Origin of the sequence: Halalkalibacter okhensis (assembly GCF_000787375.1) — a bacterium.
Lineage (GTDB): Bacteria > Bacillota > Bacilli > Bacillales > Bacillaceae_D > Halalkalibacter > Halalkalibacter okhensis.
Genome location: NZ_JRJU01000024.1, coordinates 1 through 12610, shown reverse-complemented (window position 1 = coordinate 12610; position 12610 = coordinate 1). Strand labels below are relative to the sequence as shown.

Annotated in this window: 15 protein-coding genes and 10 tRNA genes; 24 read left to right on the top strand and 1 reads right to left on the bottom strand. The window is 41.0% G+C overall.

Features of this window, described 5'->3' with window-relative positions; genetic code table 11:
- The first annotated feature begins 4 nt into the window (after positions 1 to 4).
- The 13 genes from LQ50_RS16235 (at position 5) to LQ50_RS16175 (ending at position 10693) form a co-directional block, all read left to right on the top strand.
- Positions 5 to 1015 carry a LolA family protein gene (locus LQ50_RS16235; protein WP_034631322.1) on the top strand — a complete coding sequence of 337 codons (1011 nt, stop codon included), beginning with the start codon at positions 5 to 7 and terminating at the stop codon, positions 1013 to 1015.
- Between the two features lie 128 nt (positions 1016 to 1143).
- A complete protein-coding gene (gene alr, locus LQ50_RS16230) occupies positions 1144 to 2277 on the top strand; it encodes an alanine racemase (RefSeq protein ID WP_034631319.1) in 1134 nt (377 codons plus the stop codon).
- Between the two features lie 168 nt (positions 2278 to 2445).
- Positions 2446 to 2730, top strand: coding sequence for a CopG family ribbon-helix-helix protein (locus LQ50_RS16225; RefSeq protein WP_034631317.1), 285 nt, complete (start codon positions 2446 to 2448; stop codon positions 2728 to 2730).
- 3 nt (positions 2731 to 2733) lie between these two features.
- Entirely contained in the window at positions 2734 to 3084 is a 351-nt protein-coding gene (locus LQ50_RS16220) for a type II toxin-antitoxin system PemK/MazF family toxin (RefSeq protein WP_034631315.1), read from the top strand.
- A 166-nt stretch (positions 3085 to 3250) separates the two neighbouring features.
- Positions 3251 to 4069, top strand: a complete 819-nt coding sequence (gene rsbRA / locus LQ50_RS16215; protein WP_034631310.1) for an RsbT co-antagonist protein RsbRA — start codon at positions 3251 to 3253, stop codon at positions 4067 to 4069.
- A gap of 16 nt (positions 4070 to 4085) precedes the next feature.
- Complete coding sequence (locus tag LQ50_RS16210; RefSeq protein ID WP_034631307.1) at positions 4086 to 4442, top strand: STAS domain-containing protein; 357 nt, start codon at positions 4086 to 4088, stop codon at positions 4440 to 4442.
- Positions 4443 to 4444: 2 nt separating this feature from the next.
- The gene (locus LQ50_RS16205) at positions 4445 to 4858 is read left to right on the top strand and encodes an anti-sigma regulatory factor (protein WP_034631305.1); all 414 of its coding nucleotides are present in this window, start codon (positions 4445 to 4447) and stop codon (positions 4856 to 4858) included.
- A 47-nt stretch (positions 4859 to 4905) separates the two neighbouring features.
- The gene (locus tag LQ50_RS16200; protein WP_034631303.1) at positions 4906 to 5919 is read left to right on the top strand and encodes a PP2C family protein-serine/threonine phosphatase; all 1014 of its coding nucleotides are present in this window, start codon (positions 4906 to 4908) and stop codon (positions 5917 to 5919) included.
- Between the two features lie 59 nt (positions 5920 to 5978).
- Positions 5979 to 6302, top strand: a complete 324-nt coding sequence (locus LQ50_RS16195; protein WP_034631302.1) for an STAS domain-containing protein — start codon at positions 5979 to 5981, stop codon at positions 6300 to 6302.
- Complete coding sequence (gene rsbW / locus LQ50_RS16190; RefSeq protein ID WP_034631300.1) at positions 6299 to 6784, top strand: anti-sigma B factor RsbW; 486 nt, start codon at positions 6299 to 6301, stop codon at positions 6782 to 6784. The genes LQ50_RS16195 and rsbW overlap by 4 nt, the downstream gene beginning before the upstream one ends.
- Complete coding sequence (gene sigB, locus LQ50_RS16185; protein WP_034631297.1) at positions 6747 to 7532, top strand: RNA polymerase sigma factor SigB; 786 nt, start codon at positions 6747 to 6749, stop codon at positions 7530 to 7532. The genes rsbW and sigB overlap by 38 nt, the downstream gene beginning before the upstream one ends.
- On the top strand, positions 7532 to 8131 hold the full coding sequence (locus LQ50_RS16180; protein ID WP_034631295.1) for a SpoIIE family protein phosphatase: 600 nt from the start codon (positions 7532 to 7534) through the stop codon (positions 8129 to 8131). The genes sigB and LQ50_RS16180 overlap by 1 nt, the downstream gene beginning before the upstream one ends.
- 378 nt (positions 8132 to 8509) lie before the next feature.
- Positions 8510 to 10693 carry a Tex family protein gene (locus tag LQ50_RS16175; RefSeq protein WP_034631292.1) on the top strand — a complete coding sequence of 728 codons (2184 nt, stop codon included), beginning with the start codon at positions 8510 to 8512 and terminating at the stop codon, positions 10691 to 10693.
- Between the two features lie 67 nt (positions 10694 to 10760).
- Here LQ50_RS16175 and cmpA read toward each other — a convergent pair whose 3' ends face one another.
- Positions 10761 to 10877, bottom strand: a complete 117-nt coding sequence (gene cmpA, locus LQ50_RS25230) for a cortex morphogenetic protein CmpA (RefSeq protein WP_152608240.1) — start codon at positions 10875 to 10877, stop codon at positions 10761 to 10763.
- 105 nt (positions 10878 to 10982) lie between these two features.
- Between cmpA and LQ50_RS16170 the strand changes: the two genes are divergently transcribed.
- The 11 genes from LQ50_RS16170 (at position 10983) to LQ50_RS16120 (ending at position 12508) form a co-directional block, all read left to right on the top strand.
- Positions 10983 to 11438, top strand: coding sequence for a SprT family protein (locus tag LQ50_RS16170; protein WP_034631403.1), 456 nt, complete (start codon positions 10983 to 10985; stop codon positions 11436 to 11438).
- Positions 11439 to 11555: 117 nt separating this feature from the next.
- Positions 11556 to 11630, top strand: a tRNA-Asn gene (locus LQ50_RS16165).
- A gap of 1 nt (position 11631) precedes the next feature.
- Positions 11632 to 11722: transfer RNA gene (locus LQ50_RS16160), tRNA-Ser, on the top strand.
- 13 nt (positions 11723 to 11735) lie between these two features.
- Positions 11736 to 11810: transfer RNA gene (locus tag LQ50_RS16155), tRNA-Glu, on the top strand.
- Positions 11811 to 11841: 31 nt separating this feature from the next.
- Positions 11842 to 11917: transfer RNA gene (locus LQ50_RS16150), tRNA-Val, on the top strand.
- 4 nt (positions 11918 to 11921) lie between these two features.
- A tRNA-Asp gene (locus LQ50_RS16145) sits at positions 11922 to 11998 on the top strand.
- A 9-nt stretch (positions 11999 to 12007) separates the two neighbouring features.
- Positions 12008 to 12089, top strand: a tRNA-Leu gene (locus LQ50_RS16140).
- Between the two features lie 28 nt (positions 12090 to 12117).
- Positions 12118 to 12204: transfer RNA gene (locus LQ50_RS16135), tRNA-Leu, on the top strand.
- A 25-nt stretch (positions 12205 to 12229) separates the two neighbouring features.
- A tRNA-Pro gene (locus LQ50_RS16130) sits at positions 12230 to 12306 on the top strand.
- 7 nt (positions 12307 to 12313) lie between these two features.
- Positions 12314 to 12387: transfer RNA gene (locus tag LQ50_RS16125), tRNA-Gly, on the top strand.
- A gap of 44 nt (positions 12388 to 12431) precedes the next feature.
- Positions 12432 to 12508: transfer RNA gene (locus LQ50_RS16120), tRNA-Ile, on the top strand.
- Positions 12509 to 12610 lie beyond the last annotated feature (102 nt).

The window sequence follows — 12610 nt, the reverse complement described above, 5'->3', positions numbered from 1 at the left end:
AAGCATGAAAAAAGCAATCTGGTTCGCTACACTAGGGTTACTACTATCTATGATACTCGTAGGTTGCGGCGAAAAAACACAAGAAGACATTATGACAGATTTAGACGAGAAGCTAGAGGAAATGACTGGGTACAAAGCTAATTCAACGATGACATTGGAAACAGGGCAAGATCAACAAACGTATGAGGTGGAGGTTTGGCATCAATCAAAAAGCTATTATCGCGTAGCTTTAGAAAATCAAAATAGAGACCAAAGTCAAATTATTCTCCGTAACGATGATGGGGTTTTCGTGTTGACACCCGCTTTAAACAAAAGTTTCCGTTTTCAAAGCGATTGGCCGACAAACAGCAGTCAAGTGTATCTATATGAATCCCTTATTCAAGATATTTTGATGGATCCAGAGCGTTCTTTCCAAGCTGATGAGGATTACTATGTGTTTCAAACGAATACTAACTATCAAAATAAGAATTTAAATACTCAAGAAATTAAGTTAAATAAAAAAGATCTATCACCTGCTCAGGTGAAAATTATGAACGCAGATCTTGAAGTTCTTGTTCAACTTGATTTCACAAGCTTTGAATGGAATGCTAGCTTCAATGAAGGTGACTTCGACATGGAGCGCAATATGACAGGTGCTCAAATGACGGAGGAACCAGCGATGGCAGAGCCATTAGAGCCAATGACGGTTTATTATCCAATGTATACACCGGACGGCACTAGTTTCAATGCTTCTCAAAATATTGAATCAGAAAACGGTGAGCGCGTTGTTCTTCAATATAGTGGTGAGCAGCCATTTACGTTGATTCAAGAGCAAAGCCAAGTCGTTCCTGCTTCAACACCAATGAATGTAAGTCAAGGTGAGCCAGTCGATCTTGGATTTACAATTGGGGTTATGACAAGTGAGTCATTGCAGTGGTCTTACAATGGGGTCGATTTCTTCCTCGCATCTGAAAACTTAAGTCAGGAAGAAATGATGTCGATTGCAAGTTCTGTGTATGGAACCGAAGAGAAATAATGTTCAAGGGGTTATCCCATAAGGTCAATAGCAGACCTTTTTGGGGTAGCCCCTTTTCTTTTGCTATTTGCTTTGTGGTAAAATGAAACGAATATTAGAGAGTTTACAGTAGAGGTAGGAGGAGAAGGATGAGTCATACGTATTATCGAGATACTTGGGCAGAGATTGACCTAAGTGCGATCGCTCATAATGTATCTTCGGTTAAGGAGCTTTATAGGGAAAAGGGCGTTCAAGTGATGGCTGTTGTGAAGGCAAATGGGTATGGTCATGGAGCAGTTGAGGTGGCCAAGACAGCCTTACAGTCAGGAGCTACTTATTTAGCTGTAGCTTTATTAGATGAAGCCGTTGTCCTTAGAGAGGCTGGAATAGAAGCTCCGATTCTAGTATTAGGCCGAATTAGACCAGAGGATGTTCATGTAGCAGCAAGGCTTAATGTTATGGTTACCGTATTTCAAATGGAATGGATACAACGTGCATTGTCCTTTCTTTCAGAGGGTGAACGTGTCCAAATACATATAAAGTTTGATACAGGTATGGGAAGGGTCGGCCTTCGAACAAAAGAAGAAGTAGCCCCGCTTTTACAATTGTTGTCAGAGCATAAACAGTTTGAATTAGTCGGGATTTATACTCATTTTGCAACGGCTGATGAATTAGATGACACTTATGTAAATGAACAACATGAGCGTTTTAAGAAAATGCTCGAGTGGGCAGAAGAATTGGGCATTTATGTACCACTTATTCATAGTGGCAACAGTGCAGCGAGTATGCGGTTCCCAGATAAAATGTTCACCTTAGTTCGATTAGGGATTTCGATGTATGGCTTGACTCCTTCTCCAGAGATAACAGATGAGCTTCCTATTAAGCTAAAGCCTGCTTTCGCGTTAAAAAGCCGCCTAGTGCAGGTGAAAGAATTACCGCCCGGGGAGTCGATTAGTTACGGAGCGACCTATACAACTAAAAATCATGAATGGATTGGAACGATTCCTATAGGGTATGCCGATGGTTGGTTAAGGTATCATAGTACAGCAGGTGGGGAAGTATTAGTTAATGGAGAAAGAGTTCCCTTTGTTGGTCGCATTTGTATGGACCAATGTATGGTCAAGTTATCAAAAAAAGTGGAAACGGGAACGATTGTAACATTGATTGGGCAAGATGGAAATGATAAAATAACAATGGATGAAGTTGCCGCTAGGCTTGGAACGATTAACTATGAAATCCCTTGCGTTATTGGACCACGAGTTCCAAGGGTATATGTCAAATAGTGTTCCATTGAATGATAAGCAAAGTTGGATTTAAAAACAAAAAAGAAAGACTACAGGGTCTTTGCAATTTGATCTAGCAAGTGCTATGATTAATGTTAGAGATAAATTAGAGAAGTATCTGTTTTTTTATGTTTAATATAAAAGGTTAATGGTGGATGCTGGGGGTGGATGTTTGTGTCAGAGCAAAACACAAAGCGCATTGTAATCAATTTGCCACAACATTTGTTGAACGAGGTGGACGGTGTGATCAAAAAAGAGAACGTCAATCGTAGTGAATTTATTTCACAAGCTACAAAGATGTATCTTCGCGAACGTAAGAAGCGTCAAATTCGTGAGACGATGCAACAAGGTTACATGGAAATGGCGAAAATCAACCTAAATATTGCATCAGAATCTTTTCTTGCCGAGGAGGAAGCAGAGAATACCCTCGATCGCTTAGTGAGTGGGGTGTAGCCTTTGATTGTAAAACGAGGCGACGTATACTTTGCGGATCTTTCACCTGTTGTTGGTTCAGAACAAGGAGGAGTTCGTCCTGTACTCGTCATACAAAATGATATTGGCAACCGTTTCAGCCCGACCGTAATTGTTGCAGCTATTACAGCGCAAATTCAGAAGGCTAAATTACCGACCCATGTTGAAATCAACGCCAAGCGTTATGGTTTTGATCGAGATTCCGTCATTTTATTAGAGCAAGTACGAACGATTGACAAGCAAAGATTAACGGATAAGATTACACATCTAGATGATGATATGATGAATCGTGTGAACGATGCATTGTTCATTAGTTTAGGACTTATTGATTTTTAAAAGGAAGGCCTCGTATACGTACGAGGTTTTTTTTGTTTAGGTGGGCCTTGTATTTAAGTTGAACGAAATATGAACAAATATGTAATGATTTCTAAACAATTATCTTTGCAACTCGTTTTTTCTCATGGAATAATAAAAGGATAAGGATGTTACAGGAGGCTACGATATGCAACCATATATTATTTCTTTGCTGAATAATAAAAGAGATGCAGTGTTAGAGCACTGGGAAAAAGAATTGGAACTCGTCAGGTCAAATAATTACTTAACGACGATAACCGATGATGTCTATGAAAATATGAATCAAGAATTCATGCGCTTCATCATCAGTCAGGTAACGACAGATCAAGAGGAGGCTAAGGGACATCTTAGTTCTTTCGCCGAAAAATATATTCAAGCAGGCTGGCCGCTATCTTACTTTACACAAGGCCTCCAAGCTTTTCGCCGAGTTCTGCTAGCTTTCCTTTCTGAGAATGAATCAGATGTACAAGCTTTGTTAGCGACGTTTAGTGATCTTGAAGAATGGATTGACGGAATTGTCAATCAACTTGTCCATGATTACACAGGGAACTGGGAAGATATTATTGAAATGCAGAAACTCTCCTTATTAGAGCTATCTGCCCCATTAATTCCTGTACTAGATTCAGTAACGGTAATGCCTCTCATCGGGACCATAGACACAGCGCGGGCAAAACTGATTATGGAAAATTTATTAGAGGGGGTCATTGAACACCGTAGTCAAGTAGTCTTAATTGATATCACCGGTGTACCGGTTGTGGATACAATGGTTGCCCACCATATCATACAGGCTTCTGAAGCTGTGAGATTAGTTGGAGCAACGTGTATTTTAGTTGGGATTAGGCCGGAAATTGCGCAGACAATTGTTAATTTAGGGATCGATTTAAGTAAATTTCCAACGAAGAGTACATTGAAAAAGGGAATTGAGACTGCGTTGGAATTGACGAATAAAAAAATGATTGATTTGTAAGTTGGGGGAAATAAGAATGAGAATTCCTATTTTGAAGTTGCATCAGTATTTGTTAATTAGTATCCAAGTAGAACTTGATGACCAAACGGCGTTGCAATTTCAAGAGGACCTTCTTAATAAAATCCATGCAGAAGGTTCGCTTGGAGTGGTGATTGATTTAACGTCAGTTGACATGATTGATTCATTTATTGCAAAAGTGCTTGGAGATGTTGTAGATATGTCTAGTTTGATGGGAGCGAAAGTTGTGTTAACAGGAATACAGCCTGCTGTTGCGATTACACTTATCGACATGGGCATTAAGCTTGATGATGTTCAAACTGCACTGGATTTAGAACAAGGTTTAACGAAGTTGCAGCAAGAATTGGAGGGGTGAGGATGAAAACCCAGTCCTGTGTTGAAGTGAAAAACGAGTGGGGAATTGTAGCGGCTAGACAAGCGGGGCGTTCCCTATCAAAGGAGATTGGCTTCGGTAGTGTAGACCAAGCTCGAATAACGACGGCTATTTCGGAGCTTTCTCGTAATATCTACCTTTATGCTAAACGTGGAGAAATTTGCTTAGAGGTTGTGGAGATACCTTCAAAAGTAGGTTTGAAAAAAGGGATGAGAATTATCGCTCGAGATCAAGGGCCAGGGATTCCTGATATTAGGCAAGTAATGGTTGATGGATTTACGACATCTGGAGGAATGGGTGCGGGTTTACCAGGGGTGAAACGATTAATGGATGAATTTACGATTGATTCTGAAGCTGGGGAAGGTACAGTGATCAAAGCGGTCAAGTGGTTAAGGTAAATGATTTTTTTGGGGGACTTTTCTGATGCTTAATAGGGGGGGCTTTTGTGAAAGAGACTATTCAAAATCTAGAGGAAACGTATAAACGTATACTGAAAATGTTTTTACATCAAAAGAGTGAGCAAGGGTTATACGAAGCTCAACAATTTAGCAAGGTGCTTCTTGAGCATCAAGTCTCTCCAGAAGAGTTAATTAGTGTTCATCGCGAAGTGCTAGAGGAATTGTTCCCGACGTTAGCAGATGAAGTGGTTGATTCTCTTGATTTGTTGCTTGAAGTGATGATGGGGTATGGGATGGCTTATCGTGAACACCAAAGTTTACGGGATCGGCAGCGAGAACTAGAATCTGAAATAGAAGTTGCGGCAAATATGCAGCAAACATTGCTGCCAAAGGAGATACCGAGTGTAGGTTCACTTGATATTGGAGTTGTTAGTGTTCCGGCCGCACAGATGAGTGGAGACTATTATCACTATATAATGGATGATCATCAATGTGTTGGGGTGGCGATTGCCGATATTATTGGAAAAGGTGTCCCGGCTGCGCTTTGTATGTCTATGATCAAGTATGCGATGGACAGTTTACCTGAGCAACGTCTACAACCCGCTGCGCTTTTAGAAAACTTGAATCGTGTTGTTGAGCAAAATATAGATGATAATATGTTTATTACGATGATGTATGGGTCTTATGATCCTCGTACGCATGAATTTCATTATGCTGGTGCTGGGCATGAACCTGGATTTTTTTATTTTGCAAAGAGTGATCAATTTGAAGAACTTTTTGCCAAAGGGATTGCTCTCGGTGTGTCAAAAGAAGCTAAGTTTAGAGAGTATAGCAGGAAGGTTGAAGTTGGAGATTTTATCGTCTTCCTATCTGATGGAGTGACTGAGAGTCGCATTGGTGAACGCTTTATTGACCGAGAAGAGATCATTGGCTTAATTCGTAACTATATGCATTTATCTGCTCAGGAAGTAGTCGAGAGTGTGTATTACGAATTGGCAAAAATGCAAGATTTTCAGTTGAAAGATGATTTTACATTGATGATTATACGAAGAGACGTTTAAGGATTATGAATTCGTGGTATACACTCTATAACATATTTTTATGGGAAGGGGATTTAATTATGAATTTATCTATTCGTTCGGAAAATAAAGCTGATATCATCGTTTTATATGTAGCAGGAGAAATTGATGCATATACCGCTCCGAAGTTGCGCGAAGCACTGATTCCTTTAGCGGAAAAGGGAACGAACGTGAAGGTGGATCTATCAGACGTCCAATATATTGATAGTACAGGCCTAGGGGTTTTTATAGGGGCGCTAAAAGCCTCGGATGCCAACAATGCAAAATTAACTCTTGTCGGAATGTCTGCCAGGGTGCAACGCTTGTTTACCATTACAGGCTTGGATGAAGTAATGGCTATTGAAGAAGAGGAGGGTTCAAAATGAAACAACATGAGGCAGACCACATCCTTATGAGCGTACCTGCCAAGCCGGAATATGTAGGAGTCATCCGTTTGACTGTTTCTGGAATTGCTAATCGAGCTGGCTTTACCTATGACGATATAGAAGATATGAAGATTGCGGTTGCAGAAGCATGTACCAACGTTGTTAACCACGCTTATGAAGAAAGCGGTATGATGAATGTCTCTTATTTGTTGTATGAGAATCGCATGGAGATTATTGTTGCAGATAGTGGGCAGAGTTTTGATGTAGCCAAAGTGAAAGATCACCTAGGTCCAGTAGACGCTAGTCGTCCAGTTGGAGATTTAAAAGAAGGTGGACTTGGGTTGTTTTTGATTAGTACGCTCATGGACAAAGTAGAAATCAACGATGAATCAGGTATCGTGCTTGTTATGACAAAGTTCCTTCATGGAGATGAGGTGGAACAGGATGTCAGTGAAATCCAGCAGACACAACCAGAACAATGAACAGGTCTATGAGTGGATCGAGCATTATCAACAGTTTGAAGATGAAGAATCTCAGTTAAAACTAGTGCGACATTATGAAGCTCTTGTCCGTTCGCTGTCACGTAAATTTTCAAAAGGACGCGAATATGAGGAAGACATGTTTCAAGTTGGGATGGTTGGATTGCTAGCCGCGCTAAAAAGATATGACTTACAAGTTGGTAAAAGCTTCGAATCGTTTGCGATTCCGACAATCGTAGGAGAAATCAAACGGTTTATTCGTGATAAAACATGGAGTGTTCATGTTCCTAGAAGGATTAAAGAATTAGGGCCAAAAATAAGAAATGCAGTGGAAACACTTACGGCTGAACTACAAAGGTCGCCATTAGTGCAAGAGTTAGCTGATTACTTAGGTGTCACAGAAGAAGAAGTGTTAGAAACGATGGAGATGAGCAAGAGTTACCAAGCGTTATCTGTTGATCGCTCTTTAGAGGCTGATCAAGAGGGTGGCGAGGTTACGTTGCTGGATTTAGTTGGAAATATCGATTCTGGTTATGAAGAAGCTGACCAAAAATTAGTCATTGAAAAGGCATTTCATGTACTCGAAGAAAGAGAAAAGCAAATCTTAATATGCACGTATTTTGAAAATTTAAGTCAAAAAGAAACAGGGGATAAGCTTGGCATGTCGCAAATGCATGTTTCTCGTTTGCAAAGAAGAGCGCTTGAAAAATTACGTGGATCTATTCAAATTGAACCTTCGGAGATTTTGTAATGGTGACGATTTATCGAGATGAAAAGGTTGAAGTAGCAGCATTTGAACAAGCAAAACAAGGAAATGCATGTAGTGGTGATATGCATACAGTCATCCACCAAACAGACTACGCCGTGTGTGCGGTTATTGATGGCTTAGGTAGTGGGGAAGGGGCTAGAAAATCGGCTACAGCGGCCTTAGGAGTAATCGAAGCTCACCATCATAAGTCTGTAGATCAAATGGTAGAATTGTGTAACGGTGCACTAAGTAATAAGCGGGGTGCTGTTTTAACGGTGATTAAGATTGACTATTCTAAGGGAGAAGTTCGATATTGTAACTTTGGAAATGTCGGTTTTATCATGTACATGCCAGATGGAAGGATGATTCAGCCGATTCCAAGCAGAGGCTATCTTTCTGGGAAAAAACAACAACTACGAATGAGTAGCTTTCCGTATGTAAGTGGTAGTTCTTTTTTGCTTTATTCTGATGGTGTGAAAAAAAAACCGACCAAAGAGAAACTGATGAAACTTCCTTCTTTTGATGCTATAACAGATACGTACTTTTCAAGTGATTATTTTGCTTCGGATGATGTGACGATGCTTATAGGAAAACTTCATTAAAAAGAGAGATTCAATATCAATCCGTCCACTATGTAAGAATCATAGAAAGAAATGGCGGCAGGTTGGTAAAAGGCCACTGAAAAAGGTAAAAATCGTACCTTTTTCAGTGGCCTTTAAGCAATGAGCGGAACCGTTGCTTTGTTTTAAGCCTGCTATGAGTGGGTTTCTCGTAGCGGGTGCGCAACGTGTGGAGCCATTGCTGCTTCCTCGAATCTTCTAAAAAGACTTTTTCAGTGGCCTCGTTGGTAAGGGGTCTCTCTTTATTTGGGTTTAGGCCAAAAACTTGAGCATTAAGTCGGCTTTAGGTATGTTCCTAGAAGGATGGAACAAACTTATGCTATCATAAATTAACATATTCTATTTTGATGAGGTGTTCGAATGAATGAGACGAAGCAGAATGAAACAATTCAAATAATGGCTAAAGAACTAAATGTAAAATCATCATACATAGAACAATTAATTAAATTAGTTGAAGAGGGCAATACGGTCCCTTTTATCGCGCGATACCGAAAAGAAATGACTGGTGGGCTAGATGAAGTTCAAATAAGAACGATTGTAGAAAAGTGGGAGTATGCGAACCAATTAGCGAACCGCCAAGAAGAAGTAATCCGCTTAATTGATGAACAAGGGAAGTTAACAGACGAATTAAGAGTTAAAATTCAAGCGTCGAAAAAGTTGCAAGAAGTAGAAGATCTATATCGTCCTTATAAACAAAAGCGGAGAACGAGAGCGACCGTAGCAAAGGAAAAAGGGCTTGAGCCATTTGCGCTTTGGTTACAATCGCTGCCGAAAACGGGTTCAGTAGAAGAAGAGGCAGCTACGTATTTATCGGATGAACACGATTTAACGTCTGTGGAAGATGTAATTTCGGGAGCGAAGGATATCATTGCTGAGTCGGTATCTGATGACGCAGAAATTCGTAAAGCGATTCGGTTGGTCGGATTTAAAGAAGGGAAAATGAAAACGGCACTGAAAGATAAAGAAGCCGATGAAAAGCAAGTATTTGAAATGTATTATGAGTACGAGGAAGCCATTAAATCCATTGTTCCTCACCGTGTTTTAGCGATGAACCGTGGAGAAAAAGAAGGGATTCTACGTGTTTCATTAGTATTCCCGGCTGATCGAATTATCAATGAAACGAAGCGCAAATGGATTAGATACCCTAACTCTCCTACGGCTACTGTAGTGGGAGAAGCAATTGAGGACGGCTATAAACGCTTAATTGAGCCATCAATAGAAAGGGATATTCGCAATGAGTTAACGGAAAAAGCGGAGGAACAGGCCATTCATATTTTTGCAGAGAACTTGCGCCATTTATTGCTCCAGCCACCGATGAAGGATAAAACTGTGTTAGGTGTCGATCCTGCTTACCGGACTGGATGTAAGTTAGCGGTTGTTGATGCAACGGGGAAAGTACTCGACATTTCTGTTATCTATCCAACTCCCCCTCGCAACGAAACAGTGAAAGCGATGGAAGTTGTGAAAAGATTTATTGAAACATATGATGTTGAAATGATTGCGATTGGAAATGGGACGGCGTCTCGTGAGACAGAACAATTTATAGCTGATGTTATGAAGGAATTAACGAAGCCTGTTTATTACTTAATCGTAAATGAAGCTGGGGCTAGTGTGTATTCAGCGTCTGAATTAGGTAGAGAAGAGTTTCCGGACCTTCAAGTAGAAGAGAGAAGTGCGGCGTCGATTGCCCGCAGGCTTCAAGATCCGTTAGCAGAACTAGTGAAAATTGACCCGAAATCAGTAGGTGTTGGTCAATATCAGCACGATGTATCACAAAAGCGTCTGAACGAATCGTTAACATTTGTGGTTGAGACGGTTGTTAACCAAGTAGGTGTAAATGTGAATACAGCATCGGTTTCGTTGTTGCAGTATGTCGCCGGATTGTCAAAAGCGGTTGCGACAAATATTGTGAAGCGAAGAGATGAAGAAGGTCGATTTACAAATCGGAAACAATTGAAGAAAATCCCGCGCCTTGGAGCGAAGACGTATGAACAAGCGATTGGTTTCTTGAGGATACAAGATGGCGATCAGCCTTTAGATTCTACGGCCATTCACCCAGAAAGCTATAAAGAGGCAGAAAAATTATTGAAACATATTGAGGCAATAGCAGACGAGATCGGAACAGAAAAGGTTAAAGAGCAATTGCAAGCGATCGATTTAGACGGATTAGCATCGGAACTTGAAGTTGGGGTTCCGACGTTAAAAGATATTGTTGATAGCTTGATCAGGCCGTCAAGAGATCCTCGTGATGAAGTAGCCAAGCCATTATTGAAGCAAGATGTCTTGAAGATGGAGGACTTACAAGCTGGTATGGAATTACAAGGTACAGTGCGTAATGTAGTGGACTTTGGTGCATTTGTAGATATCGGAGTGAAACAGGATGGGCTTGTTCATATCTCTAAGATGACCAATCGTTTTATTAAGCATCCATTAGAGGTGGTTGCGGTTGGGGAGATTGTCACTGTTTGGGTAGAACAAGTTGATGTTCAAAAAGGAAGAGTATCATTAACGATGAAGCAACCGGAAGTGCAGCACGTATCATAATAAAAGAGGTGACACATGATGAATGATTTTGTCTTGTGTCACCTTTTTCTTGGCTAAAAAATATGAATTAAAATTCAGCTTCTTTCTCTTTGTAATAGAACCAACATTGGTTGAGCACTTTAATTTGATAACGGTCTTTTTCTAGGTATGCACGTTTTAATCGTTGTCTTAGCCATTCGGGCATAAGAACCAACTCCTTAACAACTTACTCTGTTTGGATTATTATATGAAGGAGGGTTTGTCAAAGTTGAGGGATTGGTGAAGATTTATGAATAAAAGACAAATAGTTATGACAGATGAAGAGTTACAGAAACTGGTTGAACGTATTTCTGTAGAGGATTTTGGATGGCCGTTTAAGCATAGGGCGTTGTTTAATAATCGATTAAGGACGACAGGTGGGAGATATCTATTAAGAAGTCATAACATTGAAATTAACCCAAAGCAGCTTGTTCATTTTGGAGAAGAGGCGCTTATTGGGATTATTAAGCATGAATTATGTCATTACCATCTGCATTTACAAGGAAGAGGTTATCAGCATCGTGATCAAGACTTTAAATGGTTAATGGAAAAAGTCGGGGCGCCAAGGTTTTGTGATGTAGTACCAGGAACCATCAGAACATCGAATGCTATTCATCATTATCAATGTGAAAGTTGTAGTCTTGTTTATAAGAGAAAGAGAAAACTTGATATCCGAAAATATGTATGCGGGAAGTGTAAGGGAAAACTAAAAAAATATAAAATATAGTATTGCAAATTATTCTAGTCCTGTGCTATATTATAGAAGTCGCTGAACGAGGCGATGAAAAACAAAGTTGACATTAAAAAGATATTGTATTAAAATATCTAAAGTCGACAACGATATTCCACAGTAGCTCAGTGGTAGAGCTATCGGCTGTTAACCGATCGGTCGTAGGTTCGAGTCCTACCTGTGGAGCCACGGAGAAGTACCCAAGTGGCTGAAGGGGCGCCCCTGCTAAGGGTGTAGGTCGTTTACGCGGCGCGAGGGTTCAAATCCCTCCTTCTCCGCCACTATATATTTGTTGGCCCGTTGGTCAAGCGGTTAAGACACCGCCCTTTCACGGCGGTAACACGGGTTCGAATCCCGTACGGGTCACCATAATTAAGTTCGAGAGTTTGTGTTATAAAATGGAGGATTAGCTCAGCTGGGAGAGCACCTGCCTTACAAGCAGGGGGTCGGCGGTTCGATCCCGTCATCCTCCACCATATTGGTCCGGTAGTTCAGTTGGTTAGAATGCCTGCCTGTCACGCAGGAGGTCGCGGGTTCGAGTCCCGTCCGGACCGCCATTTACCTTTGCGGGTGTGGCGGAATTGGCAGACGCGCTAGACTTAGGATCTAGTGTCTTATGACGTGGGGGTTCGACTCCCTTCACCCGCACTTTTAATTAAATACATCTGGTGTGAACGCGGTTGTGGCGGAATGGCAGACGCGCTAGGTTGAGGGCCTAGTGGGGGTTGACCCCGTGGAGGTTCGAGTCCTCTCAACCGCACCAATGAATATATGAAACTAGCAGTTAACGGGAAGTGGCTCAGCTTGGTAGAGCACCTGGTTTGGGACCAGGGGGTCGCAGGTTCAAATCCTGTCTTCCCGACCATTGTTTTGCGGGTGTAGTTTAGTGGTAAAACCTCAGCCTTCCAAGCTGATGTCGTGAGTTCGATTCTCATCACCCGCTCCAATTTAAATAAAAAATGCTTAAGTGCTTTTTTTATGCCTTTTTTAGGGCCTGTAGCTCAGCTGGTTAGAGCGCACGCCTGATAAGCGTGAGGTCGGTGGTTCGAGTCCACTCAGGCCCACCAAAAAAAGTTCTTGACTTTAGAATGTACACCTAGTAATATAGGTTAGGTCGCTAACGAGCGGCAAAAGAGTTCTTTGAAAACTGAACAAAAGCCAAGCGAAAC

What these genes read in the sequence shown, in the direction of transcription:
- LQ50_RS16235 (WP_034631322.1), top strand. Translation starts at nt 5, where the DNA reads ATGAAAAAAGCAATCTGGTTCGCTACACTAGGGTTACTACTATCTATG.
- alr (WP_034631319.1), top strand. Translation starts at nt 1,144, where the DNA reads ATGAGTCATACGTATTATCGAGATACTTGGGCAGAGATTGACCTAAGT.
- LQ50_RS16225 (WP_034631317.1), top strand. Translation starts at nt 2,446, where the DNA reads ATGTTTGTGTCAGAGCAAAACACAAAGCGCATTGTAATCAATTTGCCA.
- rsbRA (WP_034631310.1), top strand. Translation starts at nt 3,251, where the DNA reads ATGCAACCATATATTATTTCTTTGCTGAATAATAAAAGAGATGCAGTG.
- LQ50_RS16210 (WP_034631307.1), top strand. Translation starts at nt 4,086, where the DNA reads ATGAGAATTCCTATTTTGAAGTTGCATCAGTATTTGTTAATTAGTATC.
- LQ50_RS16205 (WP_034631305.1), top strand. Translation starts at nt 4,445, where the DNA reads ATGAAAACCCAGTCCTGTGTTGAAGTGAAAAACGAGTGGGGAATTGTA.
- LQ50_RS16195 (WP_034631302.1), top strand. Translation starts at nt 5,979, where the DNA reads ATGAATTTATCTATTCGTTCGGAAAATAAAGCTGATATCATCGTTTTA.
- rsbW (WP_034631300.1), top strand. Translation starts at nt 6,299, where the DNA reads ATGAAACAACATGAGGCAGACCACATCCTTATGAGCGTACCTGCCAAG.
- sigB (WP_034631297.1), top strand. Translation starts at nt 6,747, where the DNA reads ATGTCAGTGAAATCCAGCAGACACAACCAGAACAATGAACAGGTCTAT.
- LQ50_RS16180 (WP_034631295.1), top strand. Translation starts at nt 7,532, where the DNA reads ATGGTGACGATTTATCGAGATGAAAAGGTTGAAGTAGCAGCATTTGAA.
- LQ50_RS16175 (WP_034631292.1), top strand. Translation starts at nt 8,510, where the DNA reads ATGAATGAGACGAAGCAGAATGAAACAATTCAAATAATGGCTAAAGAA.
- cmpA (WP_152608240.1), bottom strand. Translation starts at nt 10,877, where the DNA reads ATGCCCGAATGGCTAAGACAACGATTAAAACGTGCATACCTAGAAAAA.
- LQ50_RS16170 (WP_034631403.1), top strand. Translation starts at nt 10,983, where the DNA reads ATGACAGATGAAGAGTTACAGAAACTGGTTGAACGTATTTCTGTAGAG.